This is a genomic window from Thalassospira permensis NBRC 106175 (assembly GCF_000714555.1).
Taxonomy (GTDB): Bacteria; Pseudomonadota; Alphaproteobacteria; order Rhodospirillales; family Thalassospiraceae; genus Thalassospira; species Thalassospira xiamenensis.
In genome coordinates this window covers 304,035-320,683 of record NZ_AUNC01000001.1, presented here as the reverse complement: position 1 = coordinate 320,683, position 16,649 = coordinate 304,035, and the positions used below count along the sequence as shown (strand labels likewise).

The 16,649-nt window shown below is 56.6% G+C and carries 14 protein-coding genes and 1 tRNA gene; 10 read left to right on the top strand and 5 right to left on the bottom strand.

Annotation, left to right across the window (positions count from 1 at the left end):
* Positions 1–61 precede the first annotated feature (61 nt).
* Positions 62–151: transfer RNA gene (locus SMB34_RS01350), tRNA-Ser, on the top strand.
* Between the two features lie 94 nt (positions 152–245).
* Here the strand turns inward: SMB34_RS01350 and mntR are convergent.
* Complete coding sequence (gene mntR / locus SMB34_RS01345) at positions 246–677, bottom strand: manganese-binding transcriptional regulator MntR (RefSeq protein ID WP_037987309.1); 432 nt, start codon at positions 675–677, stop codon at positions 246–248.
* Positions 678–820: 143 nt separating this feature from the next.
* Between mntR and SMB34_RS01340 the strand changes: the two genes are divergently transcribed.
* The 5 genes from SMB34_RS01340 (at position 821) to SMB34_RS01320 (ending at position 5,920) form a co-directional block, all read left to right on the top strand.
* Positions 821–1,795: a metal ABC transporter solute-binding protein, Zn/Mn family gene (locus SMB34_RS01340; protein ID WP_051682060.1), complete on the top strand. Its 975-nt coding sequence runs from the start codon at positions 821–823 to the stop codon at positions 1,793–1,795.
* Positions 1,796–1,818: 23 nt separating this feature from the next.
* Positions 1,819–2,619, top strand: coding sequence for a metal ABC transporter ATP-binding protein (locus tag SMB34_RS01335; protein WP_037987306.1), 801 nt, complete (start codon positions 1,819–1,821; stop codon positions 2,617–2,619).
* Positions 2,620–2,658: 39 nt separating this feature from the next.
* Positions 2,659–3,879 carry a metal ABC transporter permease gene (locus SMB34_RS01330; protein ID WP_037987303.1) on the top strand — a complete coding sequence of 407 codons (1,221 nt, stop codon included), beginning with the start codon at positions 2,659–2,661 and terminating at the stop codon, positions 3,877–3,879.
* Positions 3,876–4,826: a metal ABC transporter permease gene (locus tag SMB34_RS01325; RefSeq protein ID WP_037987301.1), complete on the top strand. Its 951-nt coding sequence runs from the start codon at positions 3,876–3,878 to the stop codon at positions 4,824–4,826. Before SMB34_RS01330 ends, SMB34_RS01325 begins: the two co-directional genes overlap by 4 nt.
* A 173-nt stretch (positions 4,827–4,999) precedes the next feature.
* Positions 5,000–5,920, top strand: coding sequence for a hypothetical protein (locus SMB34_RS01320; RefSeq protein WP_156962618.1), 921 nt, complete (start codon positions 5,000–5,002; stop codon positions 5,918–5,920).
* A 14-nt stretch (positions 5,921–5,934) separates the two neighbouring features.
* On the opposite strand, the gene SMB34_RS01315 is transcribed toward SMB34_RS01320, so the two are convergent.
* Positions 5,935–7,008, bottom strand: a complete 1,074-nt coding sequence (locus SMB34_RS01315; RefSeq protein WP_037987486.1) for a siderophore-interacting protein — start codon at positions 7,006–7,008, stop codon at positions 5,935–5,937.
* Between the two features lie 198 nt (positions 7,009–7,206).
* On the opposite strand from SMB34_RS01315, the gene SMB34_RS01310 reads away from it, so the two are divergent.
* The 4 genes from SMB34_RS01310 (at position 7,207) to SMB34_RS01295 (ending at position 11,616) form a co-directional block, all read left to right on the top strand.
* Complete coding sequence (locus SMB34_RS01310) at positions 7,207–8,058, top strand: GNAT family N-acetyltransferase (RefSeq protein WP_007090150.1); 852 nt, start codon at positions 7,207–7,209, stop codon at positions 8,056–8,058.
* Between the two features lie 365 nt (positions 8,059–8,423).
* Positions 8,424–9,197, top strand: coding sequence for a motility protein A (locus SMB34_RS01305; protein ID WP_007090151.1), 774 nt, complete (start codon positions 8,424–8,426; stop codon positions 9,195–9,197).
* Between the two features lie 50 nt (positions 9,198–9,247).
* Complete coding sequence (locus tag SMB34_RS01300; protein ID WP_084716438.1) at positions 9,248–10,144, top strand: OmpA family protein; 897 nt, start codon at positions 9,248–9,250, stop codon at positions 10,142–10,144.
* 17 nt (positions 10,145–10,161) lie between these two features.
* Positions 10,162–11,616, top strand: a complete 1,455-nt coding sequence (locus tag SMB34_RS01295; protein ID WP_037987294.1) for a pentapeptide repeat-containing protein — start codon at positions 10,162–10,164, stop codon at positions 11,614–11,616.
* 16 nt (positions 11,617–11,632) lie between these two features.
* Here SMB34_RS01295 and mutL read toward each other — a convergent pair whose 3' ends face one another.
* The 3 genes from mutL to SMB34_RS01280 form a co-directional block, all read right to left on the bottom strand.
* Positions 11,633–13,576 (bottom strand): DNA mismatch repair endonuclease MutL, encoded by a 1,944-nt coding sequence (gene mutL, locus SMB34_RS01290; protein WP_037987292.1) that lies wholly within the window; start codon positions 13,574–13,576, stop codon positions 11,633–11,635.
* 118 nt (positions 13,577–13,694) lie between these two features.
* The gene (locus tag SMB34_RS01285) at positions 13,695–15,053 is read right to left on the bottom strand and encodes a M16 family metallopeptidase (protein WP_037987290.1); all 1,359 of its coding nucleotides are present in this window, start codon (positions 15,051–15,053) and stop codon (positions 13,695–13,697) included.
* A 2-nt stretch (positions 15,054–15,055) separates the two neighbouring features.
* A complete protein-coding gene (locus SMB34_RS01280; protein WP_037987288.1) occupies positions 15,056–16,477 on the bottom strand; it encodes a M16 family metallopeptidase in 1,422 nt (473 codons plus the stop codon).
* Positions 16,478–16,649 lie beyond the last annotated feature (172 nt).

The following is a 16,649-nucleotide window of genomic DNA, read 5'->3' as shown; positions in this document are numbered from 1 at the left end:
CCCTCTTGCATTCTGGCTTAAGGATCGTTAAACAGCGCCTCGAACGCCAGACCACACATGCGGAGAGGTGCCGGAGTGGTCGAACGGGGCGGTCTCGAAAACCGTTGTACTAGCAATAGTACCGTGGGTTCGAATCCCACCCTCTCCGCCATTTTCCCTGTACCGATTTCCAAAAAAAAAGAAACCCGCAAAACTTTGCGTGAGCTCAATTACTTTATATCTCGCAACACGCGTAGTGCGAGGAATCAGCCCTTTCCGGCCTTACGGGCAAACACCGCCAAAGTCTCCTCACTCACATGATGCTCAATCCCCTCTGCGTCAAATTCCGCGATTGAGGGATCGACACCAAGTGCGATCAGGAAATTATAGACGATCTCGTGGCGCTTACGACACTTTTCGGCAAGCTCTTTGCCCTGATCGGTCAGAAAAATCGAGCGATATGGGCGTGATGTGACAAAGCCGTCACGCTCCAGGCGCTTGATCGTATTGTTGACCGTCGCCGCCGTCACGCCAAAGCGTTCGGCAAGGGCGACGGATCGCGCCTCGCCTTCTTCCTGGATCAGGTCGGCGATCATTTCGACGTAATCCTCGGTTACCTCGCGGGCATGGGCGTCGCGCAATTGCGCAAAAACTTCGGCCTTGTTGTGTCGCGGATGACGCGCATTCGGATCGCCCATTCACAGCTCCTTTGAAATCCCCAAGGTCTTCATATCAACATAGTGTGCAAAAATCAATTTAGCCTTGACTAACTTTAAAAGTCCGCACATAAATAGGGGATATTGGCAGACTGATTTTAACTTGCATCACAGGACCGCCTCACATGTCGCTTCGCCGCATCGCCCGGAATTTCGGTTTTGCCCTTGCTGCCGTCTGCGGCTTTGTTGCCGTTTCGGTGACAGCTGCCTCTGCCAAGCCGATTGATGTTGTCGCCACGACATCCATGATCGCCGACGCGGCGCGTCAGGTTGCAGGCGACCGCGCAAAGGTCACCGCCCTGATGGGCCCCGGGGTTGATCCGCATTCCTATCGCCAGACACGCAGCGACATTGCCGCCATGGCGCGCGCCGATCTGGTTTTGTGGCATGGCCTGTATCTTGAGGCACAGCTTGAGGAATTCTTCCTTGATCTGGAAAAGCGCCGCAATGTCATTGCCGTCGGCGAAGCAATCGACAAGTCAAAGCTTCTGAGCCATGCGCAATATAAAGGCCGTTATGACCCGCATGTCTGGATGAATCCGAAATTGTGGGAAACCGTGGTTCTGGCGGTTCGTGATGCGCTGATCAAGACCGATCCCGAGGGCGAGGTCACCTATCGCGCCAATGCCGACAAGCATATTGCCGATATCGAAAAGCTGATTACCTATATGCAATTGGTCACCAAAACAGTGCCGGAAAAAAGCCGTGTGCTGTTGACCGCGCATGACGCGTTTAGCTATTTCGGGCGCGGCTATGATTTCGAGGTTCTGGGCATTCAGGGCATTTCAACAGAATCCGAAGCCGGCCTTCGCCGGGTCGAGGAACTGGTCGACTCCATTGTTGATCGCAAGATCGCCGCGGTCTTTGTTGAAAGTTCCGTGCCGGAGCGTAATGTGCGCGCCCTGATCGAGGGGGCCGCCGCACGCGGCCAGAAAGTTGAAATCGGCGGCACGCTGTTTTCCGATGCCATGGGAGAGCCAGGAACCTATGAAGGCACCTATATCGGCATGATCGACCATAACGCGACCCTGATCACACGTGCGCTTGGCGGCGATGCCCCGGCCACCGGGATGCAGGGAAAACTGGCCACCGGCTCCTGAGCCGCGCCACCGAAGGAACTGTCATGAGCAACGCAGAACTGATTGCAGAAGCCGGAAAGATCGTTGATGTCGCGGGCAAGGATGCGCCGCTGACGGTGCGTGGCCTCACCGTATCCTATGGCAACAAACCGGCGGTCTTTTCCGTCGATGCCTCTATCCCGGCGGGCTCAATGACCGCGATTATCGGGCCGAACGGGGCGGGCAAATCGACCTTCCTGAAAGGGACACTTGGCGTGATCCCCCGGCTGTCTGGCGAAATACGCATTTTCGGCAAACCGTTTCACGAGGCACGCGACCGGGTGGCCTATGTGCCGCAACGCGCCAGTGTTGACTGGGATTTCCCCGCACGCGTTATCGATGTCGTCCTGATGGGGCTTTATGGCTCGGTCGGGCTGTTTCGTTTCTGGCGGGCGCGCCACCGCGAACAGGCCATGGAATGCCTTGAACGCGTTGGCATGAGCGACTTCGCCACCCGTCAGATCGGGCAGCTTTCCGGCGGTCAGCAGCAACGCGTATTCCTTGCGCGCGCATTGGCGCAAAATGCCGAATTTTACCTGCTGGACGAACCCTTTGCCGGGGTAGATGCCGCAACCGAACGGGCCATTGTTGCCGTGCTGAAGGAGCTTAAGTCCGAAGGCCGGACAGTTGTTTGCGTGCATCATGACCTATCCACGGTTGCCGAGTATTTTGACCGCGTGCTTCTGATCAATGTGCGCCGCATTGCCGAAGGGCCGGTTGACACCACTTTTACCGCCGCCAATTTGCAGGAAACCTATGGCGGGCGACTGGCGACCACGCATATCGATGAATTGCGTCTTGCCTGATCAAATGCCCGTCTCGGCAAAGCCATCGGAACCATTAAGATGAGTTTTCTTGATTACTTCATAAGCGCCCTGTTCCTTCAGGCCGGATATAACAGCGCCCTTGTCGCGGTTGGGGCCGGGTTGCTGGGCCTTGCCGGGGGTGGTGCCGGTGCGTTTATTTTCCTGCGCAAACGCGCCCTTGTTTCTGATGCAATCAGTCACGCCACCCTGCCCGGTGTTGGTATTGCTTTCATGTTGATGGTCGCCCTTGGCGGGGATGGCCGCTGGTTACCCGGCCTGATCATCGGATCGGCCATTTCATCGGGCATCGGGCTTTTGATGGTCGAATGGATTACCCGCCAGACCCGCCTGACCGAGGATGCCGCAATCGGGGCGGTTCTATCGGTTTTCTTTGGGCTTGGCATCGTTTTGCTGACGATTATTCAAACCATGTCTTCGGGGCGTCAGGCCGGGCTTGAAAACTTCCTGCTGGGATCGACCGCTGGCATGCTGATCAGCGAGGCAACCACAATTGCCATTGCCGGCGCCCTTGCCACCGCCTTTGTCTTCATGCTGCGCCGTCCGATGACGCTGGTGGCGTTTGATCCGGAATATGCCGCAACAACCGGCATCAATGTCCGCCATATTGATCTGGCAATGATGGGGCTGGCGCTGATTGTTACCGTGATCGGGCTTAAGATTGTTGGTCTGATCCTGATTGTCGCCCTTCTGATCATTCCGCCGGTTACCGCCCGGTTCTGGACCAATCAGGTCGGACCGATGATCGGTATTGCCGCCGCCATTGGCGGACTTGCCGGTTATATCGGGGCAGTGTTTTCGGCCGCTGCCGCGTCGCTCCCGACCGGGCCGATCATTGTTCTGGTGGCGTTCGGGTTCTTTGTCTTTTCCGCATTGTTTTCACCGCTTCGTGGCGGTCTGGCATCGGCGCTGCGTCATTGGCGTTTCCAGCGCCGCGTGCATCGCCGTCAGGGGCTTTTGGCACTGGCGCGACGCGAACCGATCTATGACGGATTTACCCTTCGCATCCTGCGTCAGTCCGGCATGATACGGCCTGACGGGGTGGCAACCCTGCGCGGCAAAACTGCATCACAAAAGGCCGCCCATGACGAAGCAAGATGGGCGATGGCGCGGCGCATCCTGCCCGATGATTCAGCGATTGAACGCTATGACGGTCTGACCCCGATCGAGGATATGATGACACAGGATCAGATCGACGAAATCGACCGCGTGATTGCCGAACAAACCGGAGCCCCCGCATGATCGACAATCTGATCACCGCCCTGGGTGCTGAATTTGTGCAACTCAGCCTTACACCAATCGTGATCGGTATTCTGGGTGCGGTTGCCTGCGCCCTGCCCGGGAATTTCCTTTTGCTGCGTCGCCAGGCCCTGATCGGAGATGCGATCAGTCATGTCGTCCTACCCGGTATTGTCGTGGCATTTCTGGTAACCGGCACCATCACGGCCGTACCGATGATGATCGGTGCGGGCTGTGCCGCCATTGTTGCCGTCATCGTGATCGAGCTTGTCAAACGGCTTGGCCGGGTTGAGCCGGGGGCCGCGATGGGGCTTGTTTTTACAACCCTTTTTGCCGCCGGTGTGCTGCTGCTTGAAATTACAGACACCAGTTCGGTGCATATCGATGTGCAGCATGCGTTGCTGGGCAATCTTGAAAGCCTGATCTGGTTTGATGCCGAAGGATGGCAATCGTTGCTTGACCCGGCGGCTCTGGCAACCCTTCCGCCCCAGTTACCGCGACTGGCGGTCGTTCTTTTGGGGATCGTGCTGTTCATCACGCTATTCTGGAAAGAATTGAAAATATCGACCTTTGATGCCGCCTTTGCCGAGGCGATTGGCATTCGAACCCGTGTGCTTGGATTTGCGCTGGTTGTCGCCACCGCAATTGCCGCAGTTGCCGCCTTTGATGCGGTCGGATCGATCATTGTGATTGCGATGTTTGTCTGCCCGCCTGCCGCAGCCCGCCTGATGACCAACCAGCTTGGCCGGCAGATCGGATGGAGCGTTGCGTTTGCCGTAATTTCGGCAGTTCTGGGTTATGTCTTTGCCGGATACGGGCCTGGCTGGTTCGGGTCGCCCTATGCGGTCAGCGCGGCGGGCATGATTGCCACGATTTCGGGTATTATCCTGTTGCTGGCCTGTCTGTTCGGACCGCAACGCAAACGTACCGGCCAGCGCGCCGAAGCGTAAAGGAGGCTTGCATGACAATGACAAAACGGACCGGATCAACACTTGATCTCAAACGGGCATCGCGCCGATTGGCAAAAATCCGCCGCGCGATTGCCGCCGCCCGCAAGCTGGGTGCCTGAAACCGGCATCAGTTTGATCTCGCCCTGAGCCTTCCAGAACGGCATACTGGCAGCATGGTGAAATCTGTATTCTATCGCTCTCTGTCGGCTGCCTGTTTTAGCTGTCTGCTGTCGGGCATGGCGGGTGGCATGGCATTACCTGCAAAAGCACAGGAATTCAGAACCCTTGCCGACATCGAACGTGACCTGAACCGTTATGAAAAGGTTGCCCTGCACAGTTTCGCCGACCGTGCTTCCTTTCTGTCGATCATTGATCGGACGCTTGGCCTTGATAACATAAAAGGTGCAGATCTGCTGTTTGCCAAACTGCCGCAGTCGCCCTTTACCGTATCGGGACGCCGCGGCAACAATCAGGCCGTACCGTGCCAGATTTTCATTCCGGCAAAAATCGCACCGGGTAGCGGGACTGAAATTTTCGCCGACCTGATGCGCGGCTGGTTTGGCAATCAGCTTCACTATGCCAGCAGTTCGGATCTGACTTATGGATGGCTGATGCGCCACGAAGTGCGCCATTGCGATCCGTCACATTTTGGCGATGGCGGCAACAAGGAACGCGATAACGAAATCGAAGCCGATCTTTTCGCGCTAAACGTCATCACCGATCCGGTTGTTCGTAAAAAGCTGGCGCAGGATGCGCTGGCATTTCGCATGATCACCGCAACCCTGTTTGCCAGCAGCAGCCATATGACCGGCCTGTCACTGAAACGTGCATTACATGACACACAATCAGGAAACGATCCGACGGCTGCCGACGAAATCGCGGCCTTTCTTGCGGCGCGACAACAAGTCTTCGATCACGCCAAAGCCATCACCACAGGCCCCCGTCCGACCAATCACGATATCATTCGCGCCGTGATCGAACTGGCAGGCACGCAACAAGGCAATCTGCTGGTTGCGGAAATTCTGGTGGACCTTGATCAGGCCATCGCCCATTTCGCCCCCCAACTGCACGACCGAAGCAAATCAGTCCAATAGCACCTGAACAAAAATCAGGCCGTCTTGCGCCAGAAAGTCATCGCCAGACACTGATCACGGTCAAGGCCGACTTCCTTGCGCCATATCTGATGAATGGATTTATAGCTGGCCTGTTCGACCCCGGCCCAGCAATAGACACGCGCCCGATCCTTGGGCACTTCGATACGGCTGACCGCCTCGCGGATCGGACTGGTATCGGTTGCGGGATGGGTATCACGACACACCCATTCAATCGCGATCCGGCTTTTGGTGGCCAGATCGATGATGTCAGCCGAACTTTGTATCTCGATCAATGCATGGCCGCTGGCATGTTCGGGCAGTTCTTCAAGATAACGGCCAATCGCCGGAAGGGCGGTTTCGTCGCCGGCAAACAGGAACCAGTCGGCATCGGGCAATTCCCCACCCAGCGGCCCGGTCATGCCGATCCGGTCCCCCGGTTGCGCATGAAGCGCAAAGGCAGACCCGGGGCCGTTATCGCCATGCATGACAAAGTCCACCTCGATCCAGCCTGCCTTGGCATCGATCCGGCGGATGGTGTAAACCCTTGGCGCAACCGCATTGTCACCTTCGGGCCAGACCACCATACCATTGGGGGCCAAGGTCGGCCATTGTGGCTCGACAACATCACGTGGCGGGATCAGAAGGCGCATGTGAATGCCATCGCCGTCGTAAAATTCCAGATCATCCCCCGCCAGCCGTAACCGGCGCATATGAGATGACAGGTCCGTCACACCAATTACACGAAGTTCCCGGAAGTTCGGCAGCTTGCCATTGCTTTCCCCTGCCCCCTTCCAGCGGCAGTCAAGATCGGCTTCGGGTACGATGCTTTGCAGGATGGCAATAAGTGCGGCCTTCATCTGTGCAACACCGGCCTCGCTTTTTGAGCCGACTTCGATATCAAGGTGCTTTTCACCGGGCTGCAAAGTCAGATGCCCGACCGAAAGTGAAATCTTCGCACCGTTGTCATCGTTCGTCACATCGCAATCATGTTCGGCATAATAAGCTGCAACCGCGTTTGCGACATCGGCACTTGCGCTCAGAACGATGCGGGTTTTGGCAATCAGCGGGCTGTCAGACTTTACAGGCATTAGATGACTTTCGGTGGCGGTTGGCGGCAAAGATTGACCGTGCATCATTGATAATAAAACTGATAGGCATTCTCAATAAAATTATTGTCATTGCAATCGCCGGGTCATGTTACATCATGGCCTGAACCGCACCGGCCCGATGCATGCCAGACACATGAGCGGCCGGAAGTCCATGATCCATAAAGACGAAACAATGCCATGACCGATAAAATCCGCCGCCTGAAGTCCTTTGAATTCGCCACTGCCGTTGATTGGGCCGCACAGGAAGGCTGGAATCCGGGTTTTTCGGACGCGGATGCGTTTTTCAATACCGACCCGCTGGGCTTCTGGGGGACGTTTGACAAACAGGGGCTGGCCGCCGTGATTTCAGCCGTGCATTACAATTCGGATTACGGATTTGTCGGCTTTTACATCTGCCGCCCTGATCGTCGCGGCGAAGGCCTTGGTTTGCGGCTTTGGGAAACCGTGCTGGGCGAGGCGGTTGCCAAAACAATCGGTCTTGATGGCGTTGTCGATCAGCAGGAAAACTATCGTAAATCCGGCTTTGAGTTGGCCCATCGCAACCTGCGCTTTGGCGGCGTGGTTACGGCACAAAACCCGCAAAACGACGACCTGTTCGAACTTCTGATCAATGATATCGCCATCATTGATGCCTTCGAACAGACCTGCAACCTGTTCCCCGAAAGCCGGATCGAGTTTCTGCGCGGCTGGATTTCTGCGGAAAAGCACATCGCACTGGCCCTTCGCGGCCCGATGGGATTGCGCGGCTATGGCGTGATCCGACCGTGTCGCACAGGGCATAAGGTCGGGCCGCTTTTTGCCGACAATATCGACGATGCCCGCAGCCTTTTCCATGCCCTGCTTGCCACCCGCAAGGAACAGGATCAGCCGGTCTATCTGGATATTCCCGATGGAAATGAGGCTGCACGTGTGCTCGTTGAAGAACACGGCATGCAGGCGGAATTTGAAACCGCGCGCATGTATCGCGGCAAAGCCCCAGAACTGAATCTTGAAATGACGTTTGGCATTACATCGTTTGAATTAGGCTGACTATCCTTACCGGTGGGTTGAGCCCCCGACAAAAGTCGACTAACAAACGTATAGTATGTCCTAGACATTCGCGATAAGCATATAAGCGGATCGGGAAGGCACAGACATGGATTGTTCGCGCCGAGCGAACGAATTATGCCGGATTTTATCCGCTTGCTATGGAAAATCCGTCTGCAACCTCCCAATTTGATGGATTGAAACGGAAAATATAACCGCCAACACCATGACACGTATCAGGGGTACCGCGTTTTGATGTTTGCCAGAACAGAATGGCTGCCTGACAGCCTGGAAGAAAGATTGCCTTTTTCGATCCCGAACCAGCTTTTGCCGCATGAATTCATAACGCCGGAAAACGTATAAGCATCATGGATATTGCAACACTTATCGGGATCGTCGCCGGTATGGGGGTTATCTTTGGCGCCATCCTTATGGGCGGCAGCCTGAATGCCTTTGTCGATCTGCCATCGATCATGGTTGTTTTTGGCGGCACGGCGGCGGCAACGCTGATTAAATTCCCGATGCGTGATGTGATCAAGTCGCTGAAGATCGGGATCAGGATCGCCTTCAAGAATCCAAAGGAAGATCCGCTGTCGATCTATGAAAAGGCCATCGAACTTTCAACACTGGTGCGCAAGAACGGCCTTCTGGGGCTTGAGAATGTCGAAATTGAAAACGACATCATGGCACGCGGCATTCGTATGTGTGTCGACGGCCACAGTGGCGAAGTCATTCGAAGCTCGATCTCGAGCGAGGTCGAAAAATCGATCCAGAATGACGAACTTGGCGAACTGATGTTCCGCGGGATTGGTGATACCGCCCCGGCCTTTGGCATGATCGGCACACTGGTCGGTCTGGTGCAGATGCTGGCCAACCTGTCGGACCCCGATGCCATCGGCCCGGCCATGGCGATTGCGATGCTGACCACCTTTTATGGTGCGGTTCTAGCCAACCTGATTGCGCTTCCGGTTGCCGACAAATTGGCCCTTAAGGTCGAGCAGCTTAAAAGCACCAAGCAGCTGATTATCGAATCAGTGGTCCAGATTCAATCAAGCCAAAGCCCATTGGTGATGAAGGAAATTCTTGGGCCCTATTTGCCGGGCGGTATTCCCAAAGATACCGACAGCGAAGGCGGCGAATAAGCCGCGCAACATTCATTTACGACAGATACATAAGGCAGCAGGCGTAGAAGATGGCAAAGAAACCGGCAGCAGGAGCTCCCGCATGGATGGCGACATTCGCCGATCTCATGTCATTGCTGCTCGTGCTGTTTGTGCTGTTGCTCACCTTTGCCGAAATGGATGTCATCAAATACAAACAGATTGCCGGATCGGTCAAAACCGCGTTTGGCTTTAGCAAGCAGGACGAACTGGCCGGTGTTGTCGAACTTGATGGTTCGATCCTTGGCAAAGCCCTGAAACAGCCGACCCCTGACACCCCCCGCATTGTTTCCAATATCCCGCCCGTCGAAACGCCCGAGGTCGAGATAAAGGAAGGCGACAGCAAATCTGAAAAGGCCGAGGCCCTCGAAGAAACACTGGAAACCGTGCTTCATAAAATGGGCATGACAAACCAGATCGGCGTTGATCGAAAAGACGGCGACGTGGTTGTCCGTTTTCCAAACGAGATTGCCTTTCCATCCGGCTCGTCGGGGATGACAGCGGAATTTGCGGCCATCCTGAACCGGCTTGTACCGGTCATCAACCAGACCGAAGGTCAGGTCGTGGTTTCCGGCCACACCGATAACATTCCGGTATCGTCAAATTCGCCCTATATCTCGAACTGGGATTTATCGGCGGCGCGGGCCACATCCGTCATCCATTACATGATTGATCAGAATGGCACCGACCCGGCCCGCATGGTTGTGCAGGGCCACGGTGACAGCCGCCCGATTGCCGACAACAGCACCCCCGAAGGCCGGGCACAAAACCGACGCGTCGAAATCATGATCGAAATGGTCGATGACGCTGGAAACAATAGCGGCGCGACGACATTCGGACCGATCGGAGGCACAAACACGGAAACAGGCAGTGGTGGCATTCCATCACCCGAACAACGTCGAAGCTTTTCAGTACCGGGCAACCAGTAATCATCGGATGCAACCGGGTGACAAAACCCGATAAAGCAGGCAAGCTTGGTGGAATGACAACGCGGTCGCCAAAAAAACTATCCGTCCTGTATGCCGATTACAGTGATCGGAACATCAAGGCAGTGCAGACAGCACTTGAACCGCTGCATCTGGCGGCCTTTCATGCCAGTGACGACCGCGACGCCATCATCGAACTGACCCGTACGCACCGCCCGGATCTGATTCTGATCGGTCTTTATCTGGATGGTATTCGCGGTATTTCGACCATTCGCGACCTGCGTCAAAGCGCGTCGGATGCCGATCCATTCTGCAATCAGGTCCCGGTCTTGCTAGGCGCGCCAAAACTGGATCGTCGCGCCATGCGCGATGCGGTCGAAGCCGGGATTGAAGGCGTCTTTCGCCAGCCGGTCGACGCCGACCGTTTGCGCAAGATCGTTCAAACCGTGATTAAAAAGCCGCGCCGCTTCGTATTCGAAGACAATTATTTCGGCCCTGCACGCGAAGGCGATAATGTCGCCGAACCATCGCGCAAAATACGCCAGCCCCGCAATGCCAGCTCCCTGATCGACCGCGAGACTGAAAAACCGGCCCGACGTCATGACGACATCAAATCGCCTGAACCTGACGAGGGACCGGCATCGGATCAGGATGGCGAAAAGCCCGCAGCCAAACCGCGACCGTCGCGGTCCGTCACCCTGAAACCTGCGACGCCCTCCAAAACATCATCACGCAACGCTGCCACGGTCACACAGACGTTGGACACCAAACGCCCCACCAGTGCCAAGATCGGCATTGAAACCTCTGATGCCAAACCGGGGAAAACGCAGCGCGACTATAACCTTGATGCGGCAGAATCCGTACGCGCGGTGCTTTCCCCCGTGCAGCAACCGTTTGAAACCGCCAAACTGACCGATGACAGGGCAGAAGACGCAGACCCGGTCGACACCAGCATTGATGAAAAGCTGGTTGAAATCGATCTGACCGAAGCCCTTAAGGGGCATCGGCTTTGGGTTGATACCGGCGGCAAGGAGGGGGCGATGATGTCGATCCGGCACGCCGATCTGCGCGATGCCGATCTTGAAGGCATCGACCTGACCCGATGTGCCTTGCCGCATGTGTCATTTCGCAATGCCAATTGCAAAAAGGCGGTGCTGCGTCGTTGCGATATGACGGCGGGCGATTTCATCGGCTGCAATCTGGATCATGCCGTGCTTGCCGCCACCCGTCTTTCCGGTGCCAGCTTTACCGATGCCATCTTGCGCAATACGGTGTTTCTCGGCTCTGATCTGGCAGGTGCGTCATTTCGCGCCATGACACTGCACAATTGCGATCTGAGCGGTGCCAATCTTGCTCAAACCGATTTCCGCGATGCCGATCTGTCCACGGCCAAGGGATTATTCGCCGAACAGATCCAAGGCGCACGGATCAACGCCAATACCCGCCTGCCACGTGACATGAAGCTCAAGGATTAAGGATCAGGCTTAAAGCCTAGCGCCGACCAAACATCTTTTCGATGTCGTGCAGTTTCAGTTCAACATAGGTCGGGCGGCCATGGTTGCACTGCCCTGAATGCGGGGTGGCTTCCATCTGGCGCAATAGCGCATTCATTTCATCAGCATTGAGCTTCCGCCCGGACCGCACCGATCCATGGCACGCCATGGTCGCGCAGACATACATCAGCCGGTCCTTAAGGGCCATGCCCTGCCCCAGTTCGACGATCTCGTCGGCCAGATCGCGCACCAGCCCCGCAACATCAACCTTGCCCAGCATCGCAGGCACTTCGCGCACCACCAGCGCACCGGGGCCAAACGGCTCGATCACCAACCCCAATTCGGCAAATTCTTCGGCACGCTCAGCCACCCGTTCGGCAGATGCCTCGTCCAGTTCGACGACTTCGGGCAACAGCAATCCCTGCCGTTTAACGCCATTTTCCGCCAGATCGGCCTTCATACGTTCATAGACAATGCGTTCGTGGGCGGCATGCTGATCAACAATCACCAAGCCATCGCGGGTCTGGGCAATGATATAGTTAGCATGCACCTGCCCGCGCGCAGCGCCCAGCGGATGATCAACAAATTTGGCCACGTCAGTGTCATCAATCCGTCCCGACGGGGCGGCACCGGCATACCCGCCACCATAACCCCCGGCTAGCGCACTGGCGGCAGCCGCGGCAAATCCGCCATTATCACCGCCGGTCTCTCCACCGGCAAAATCACGCCCGCGATCAAACAAGCCACCAAACGAGGTTGCCGGTGCCTGTGCCGCGTAATCGCGCTGTATGGCTGCCGAACCTGGATGGCTGGGTTGATAGGACCCGAAATTATACCCGCCCGAGGCGAGGCGCCCGCCGCCATAAGGCAAGGATGGTCCGTCACCTTCGCGCCGGGCTGCGCCCAGTGCCATATCGGCCACCGTGGTCGATGCCCGGTGCCCGGCCCCGGCCAAGGCGTGTTTGAGCGCGCCGACGATCAACCCACGAACCATGCCCGGATCACGGAACCGGACCTCGGTTTTGCCAGGATGGACGTTGACGTCAACATCACGGGGCGAAAGTTCAAAAAACAGCGCCAGCAACGGATGACGGTCGCGCGCCAGAAAATCCTGATAGGCCCCGCGCACAGCCCCCTGCAACAGCCGGTCCTTGACCGGGCGGCCATTGACAAACATGAACTGCATCTGCGCATTGCCGCGGTTCAAGGTCGGCACCCCGGCATAACCGGTCAGGCGAATGCCTTCGCGCTCCGCCTCGATCTGAAGCGCGTTATCCTGAAATTCGCGGCCCATGACTGCCCCCAGCCGTTTCAGGCGGGCATCGAACAAATCACCTTCGCAGGCCGGATAATTCAAGATCTGCTTGTTGCCGTCCCCCGACAGGGTAAAGCCAACATCGGGCCGGGCCATCGCCAACCGATCCATGATTTCGCGCGCATACATCTGTTCCGTCCGCGCGGTTTTAAGAAACTTCAGGCGTGCAGGTGTCGCATAGAAAAGGTCTCGTACCTCAACCCGCGTGCCAAACGGGTGGGCGGCGGGTTCCGGTGCGCTTTTGGCACCACCTTCGACCGTCAACGTCCAGGCATTTTCCGCCCCGCGCACCCGGCTGGTCAAGCGCATCCGCGATACCGATCCGATGGATGGCAAGGCTTCGCCGCGAAACCCCATAAAACCGATATTGAACAGATCATCATCGGGCAGCTTGGATGTCGCGTGACGCTCGACCGCAAGGCCAAGTTCATCGGGCGTCATGCCCTTGCCATCGTCAGTCACCGACAACAGGGTCCGCCCGCCATCGCGCAAGGTCACGTCTACCCGCGTTGCCCCGGCATCCAGGGCATTTTCCACCAGTTCCTTCAACGCCGCAGCCGGGCGTTCAACCACCTCACCGGCGGCAATCTGGTTGATCAGGTTCTGGGGCAGGACGCGCAGGGTCATGAAGGGAAATGCTCGTTATACGGGGTGATGTTATTGTGATTGAAACGAACCTATCAAAGCACAAAGCGCGGCGAAATGCCTTTCACCGCGCTTTGTACATTTTAAAGTCAGGATCGGCTTAAAACGCCAGATCGCCTTCGGGTTTACCCACCACCGTCACGGTAACATTGGCCGGATCAAGCAGTTCGCTGGCAACCCTATTGACGTCATCAAGGGTGACGGCCTCGACAAGGCTGTTGCGTTTATCAAGGAAGTCCATACCCAGATCCTGCATCTGCATACCGACCAGCATGCCCGACAGATTGCCAAGGCTGGTAAAGCGCAGCGGAAAGGCCCCGGTCAGATAGGATTTGGCGTTATCGAGTTCTTCCTGCGACACGCCTTTGTCCTTCATCTTCTGCCATTCATCGCCAATAATCGACAGGCTTTGGCCGATGGCATCGTTGCGCGTCGCAACTCCGCCCGTGATCAGCTCAGCCTTGTCCATATCGGCCAGATAGCTGTATACGCCGTAAGCAAGGCCGCGCTTTTCACGCACTTCCTCTGTCAGGCGCGATGAAAAACCGCCGCCGCCAAGGATATAGTTCATGACATAGGCGGCATAGAAATCCGGGTCCTTGCGCGCAATGCCCTTCTGGCCCCAGACTGCCTGGCTTTGCGGGATGTCCTGCTGAATGACCTCGACCCCGCCAAATTTCGGCGTGACTTCGGGAATGGCCGGAAGGTCGCTTTTGTCCGGCAATCCTCCAAAGGCTTCGTCAAGCAATGGGCCGAGTTCCTCGGCAGTGATATCGCCCGCGACCCCGATCACCAGATTGTCACGCGCCATGGCATGACGGACAAATTCACGGAAATCATTGGCGTTCAGGCTGCTGACCGATGCCATCGTGCCCGATACCGGATTGGCATAGGGATGATCGCCAAAGATCGATTTGAAAAACGCCTTGCCGGCAATATCGCCCGGATCATTTTCCGCCCGGCGCAGGCCCGAAATCACCTGTGCACGGATGCGTTCAACCGCCTCGTCGTCAAAGCGCGGCTCGGTAAGCGCCAGACGCAGAAGATCAATCGCCGTGTCACGTTCACGCGTCAATGTCACCATTGATCCGGAAAAATCATCGCGACCGGCATCAAAGGAAATGCTGATCGACCGGTCTTCCATTTCGGTGCGGAAGGTCTGGCTGTCCATTTCGCCAGCCCCCTCGTCGATCAGGCCCGACACCATATTGGCAAGGCCCCCCTTGCCTTCCGGGTCGGTCGCGGAACCGGCCCCCTTGAAGGCAAAATCAACTGTCAGAAGCGGGTTCAGGTGATCTTCGATCAGCCATGCGGTAATGCCGCCATCCGATGTGACTTCCTGTACTTCGACAGCCCTTGCATGGCTGGTAAATGACGTCATCAACAGGGTGGCCGATGCCAGCCCCAGCAGGGTTTTGCGCATTTTCATTACCGGAATTGTCTTTGCAATATAGCTCATGATCAATGCACCTCCTGCTCGCCGGTGACCGGCGCGGTTGGCATGCCGTTCACCGGGCCGCCTTCGGGCGGTTGCAACCAGCCGGTTACTGAACGTTTATCGTCAAATACCGATTTGGCAGCTTCGTTGACCTGCTCGACCGTTACCGACTTGATCCGATCCGGCCAGCTTTCAACCTGATCGACGGTCAAACCAACCGCCAGCGCTTCGCCCAGGGTACGCGCAGCCGCCGAAAGGGAGTCACGGGCGAAAACCGCACTATCAAGAAGCTTCTGCTTGGCGCGTGCCAGTTCTTCCTCGGTCACGCCATTTTCCGCAACCTTGGCAATTTCGGCATCAACCGCCTTTTCGAGATCGGCCAGTTCGACACCGTCGCGCGGGACGGCATACAGGCCAAAGCTTGCCAGATCAACCGCAACCGGGTCATAGAAAGTCCCGGCACTGGTCGCAATCGACTGATCGACAACAAGCGAGCGGAAGAAACGGCTGGTCGTGCCAGATCCAAGGATTTCGCTCAGGACCTCAAGCGGGGCGGCCTGATCGGCATTTTCGCTGTTGTAGGACGGTGCAAGGTAATAGCGCGACATGGATGCCTGCCCGACGCGCGGATCGGTCAGCGTTACCTTGCGCGGAGCATGCTGGGTCGGTTCCTTGACACGGTGGCGGGTGGCAACGTCACCCGCCGGAATGACACCATAATATTTTTCGGCCAGCGGTTTAAGCTGATCCATGGTGATGTCCCCGGCCACGACCAGAATGGCGTTATTGGGCGCATACCATTTGCGATAAAAGGCCCGCGCGTCATCGGTCGACAGGGTTTCCATCTCATTGAGCCAGCCGATGATCGACCGGCCATAGGGATGGGCCATATAAAGGGCAGCGCGCATCTGTTCACCCAGAAGCGCACCGGGATTGTTATCAATCCGTGATCTGCGTTCTTCGATGATCACGTCGCGTTCGGGTAAAACCACATCATCGGAAAGCTGAAGATTCTGCATCCGGTCGGCTTCCATCTGCATGACCATTTCAAGCCGGTCACGCGCGATATTCTGGAAATACCCGGTATAGTCCCATGCGGTGAATGCATTGTCATTGCCGCCATTGCGCGCAACGATCTTGGAAAAATCACCCGGCGCAATGTCCTTCGTCCCCTTGAACATCAGATGTTCAAGGAAATGGGCAATCCCTGATACACCCTCAGTCTCGTCGGCGGACCCGACCTTGTACCAGACCATATGGGTTACGACCGGGGCGCGGTGATTTTCCACCAGCACAACCTGCATGCCGTTATCAAGGGTCATGGTTTGCGGGCTGAAAACCGCCGCCCCGGCCAAATGGGGGCTCAGGATCATAAGAACAGCAGCAAGCAGGCCAATTGGCCCGCGCGCAAATATCGAAATCGGGGATCGGGTCGGAAATGTCATTACGTCATCCCAATGCTATAAGCAGGATCGCCAGGAAGCAGGCAGGGTGCCTGATCTATACGGCAACGGACAAGTTTTGATTAAGAACTGAATATGACAGAACAAGGGCGCGGAAAGACCGCGCCCTGCCATAATTCGAATTTTGTTCTATTTCCGGGACAACTCACCGGAA

Excerpts from the sequence above, each read along its gene's own strand:
- SMB34_RS01285 (WP_037987290.1), bottom strand. The coding sequence starts at position 15,053 with ATGAGCTATATTGCAAAGACAATTCCGGTAATGAAAATGCGCAAAACC.
- SMB34_RS01315 (WP_037987486.1), bottom strand. The coding sequence starts at position 7,008 with ATGCCTGTAAAGTCTGACAGCCCGCTGATTGCCAAAACCCGCATCGTT.
- mntR (WP_037987309.1), bottom strand. The coding sequence starts at position 677 with ATGGGCGATCCGAATGCGCGTCATCCGCGACACAACAAGGCCGAAGTT.
- SMB34_RS01300 (WP_084716438.1), top strand. The coding sequence starts at position 9,248 with ATGGCAAAGAAACCGGCAGCAGGAGCTCCCGCATGGATGGCGACATTC.
- SMB34_RS01320 (WP_156962618.1), top strand. The coding sequence starts at position 5,000 with ATGGTGAAATCTGTATTCTATCGCTCTCTGTCGGCTGCCTGTTTTAGC.
- SMB34_RS01335 (WP_037987306.1), top strand. The coding sequence starts at position 1,819 with ATGAGCAACGCAGAACTGATTGCAGAAGCCGGAAAGATCGTTGATGTC.
- SMB34_RS01280 (WP_037987288.1), bottom strand. The coding sequence starts at position 16,477 with ATGACATTTCCGACCCGATCCCCGATTTCGATATTTGCGCGCGGGCCA.
- SMB34_RS01330 (WP_037987303.1), top strand. The coding sequence starts at position 2,659 with ATGAGTTTTCTTGATTACTTCATAAGCGCCCTGTTCCTTCAGGCCGGA.
- SMB34_RS01340 (WP_051682060.1), top strand. The coding sequence starts at position 821 with ATGTCGCTTCGCCGCATCGCCCGGAATTTCGGTTTTGCCCTTGCTGCC.
- SMB34_RS01305 (WP_007090151.1), top strand. The coding sequence starts at position 8,424 with ATGGATATTGCAACACTTATCGGGATCGTCGCCGGTATGGGGGTTATC.
- SMB34_RS01325 (WP_037987301.1), top strand. The coding sequence starts at position 3,876 with ATGATCGACAATCTGATCACCGCCCTGGGTGCTGAATTTGTGCAACTC.
- mutL (WP_037987292.1), bottom strand. The coding sequence starts at position 13,576 with ATGACCCTGCGCGTCCTGCCCCAGAACCTGATCAACCAGATTGCCGCC.
- SMB34_RS01310 (WP_007090150.1), top strand. The coding sequence starts at position 7,207 with ATGACCGATAAAATCCGCCGCCTGAAGTCCTTTGAATTCGCCACTGCC.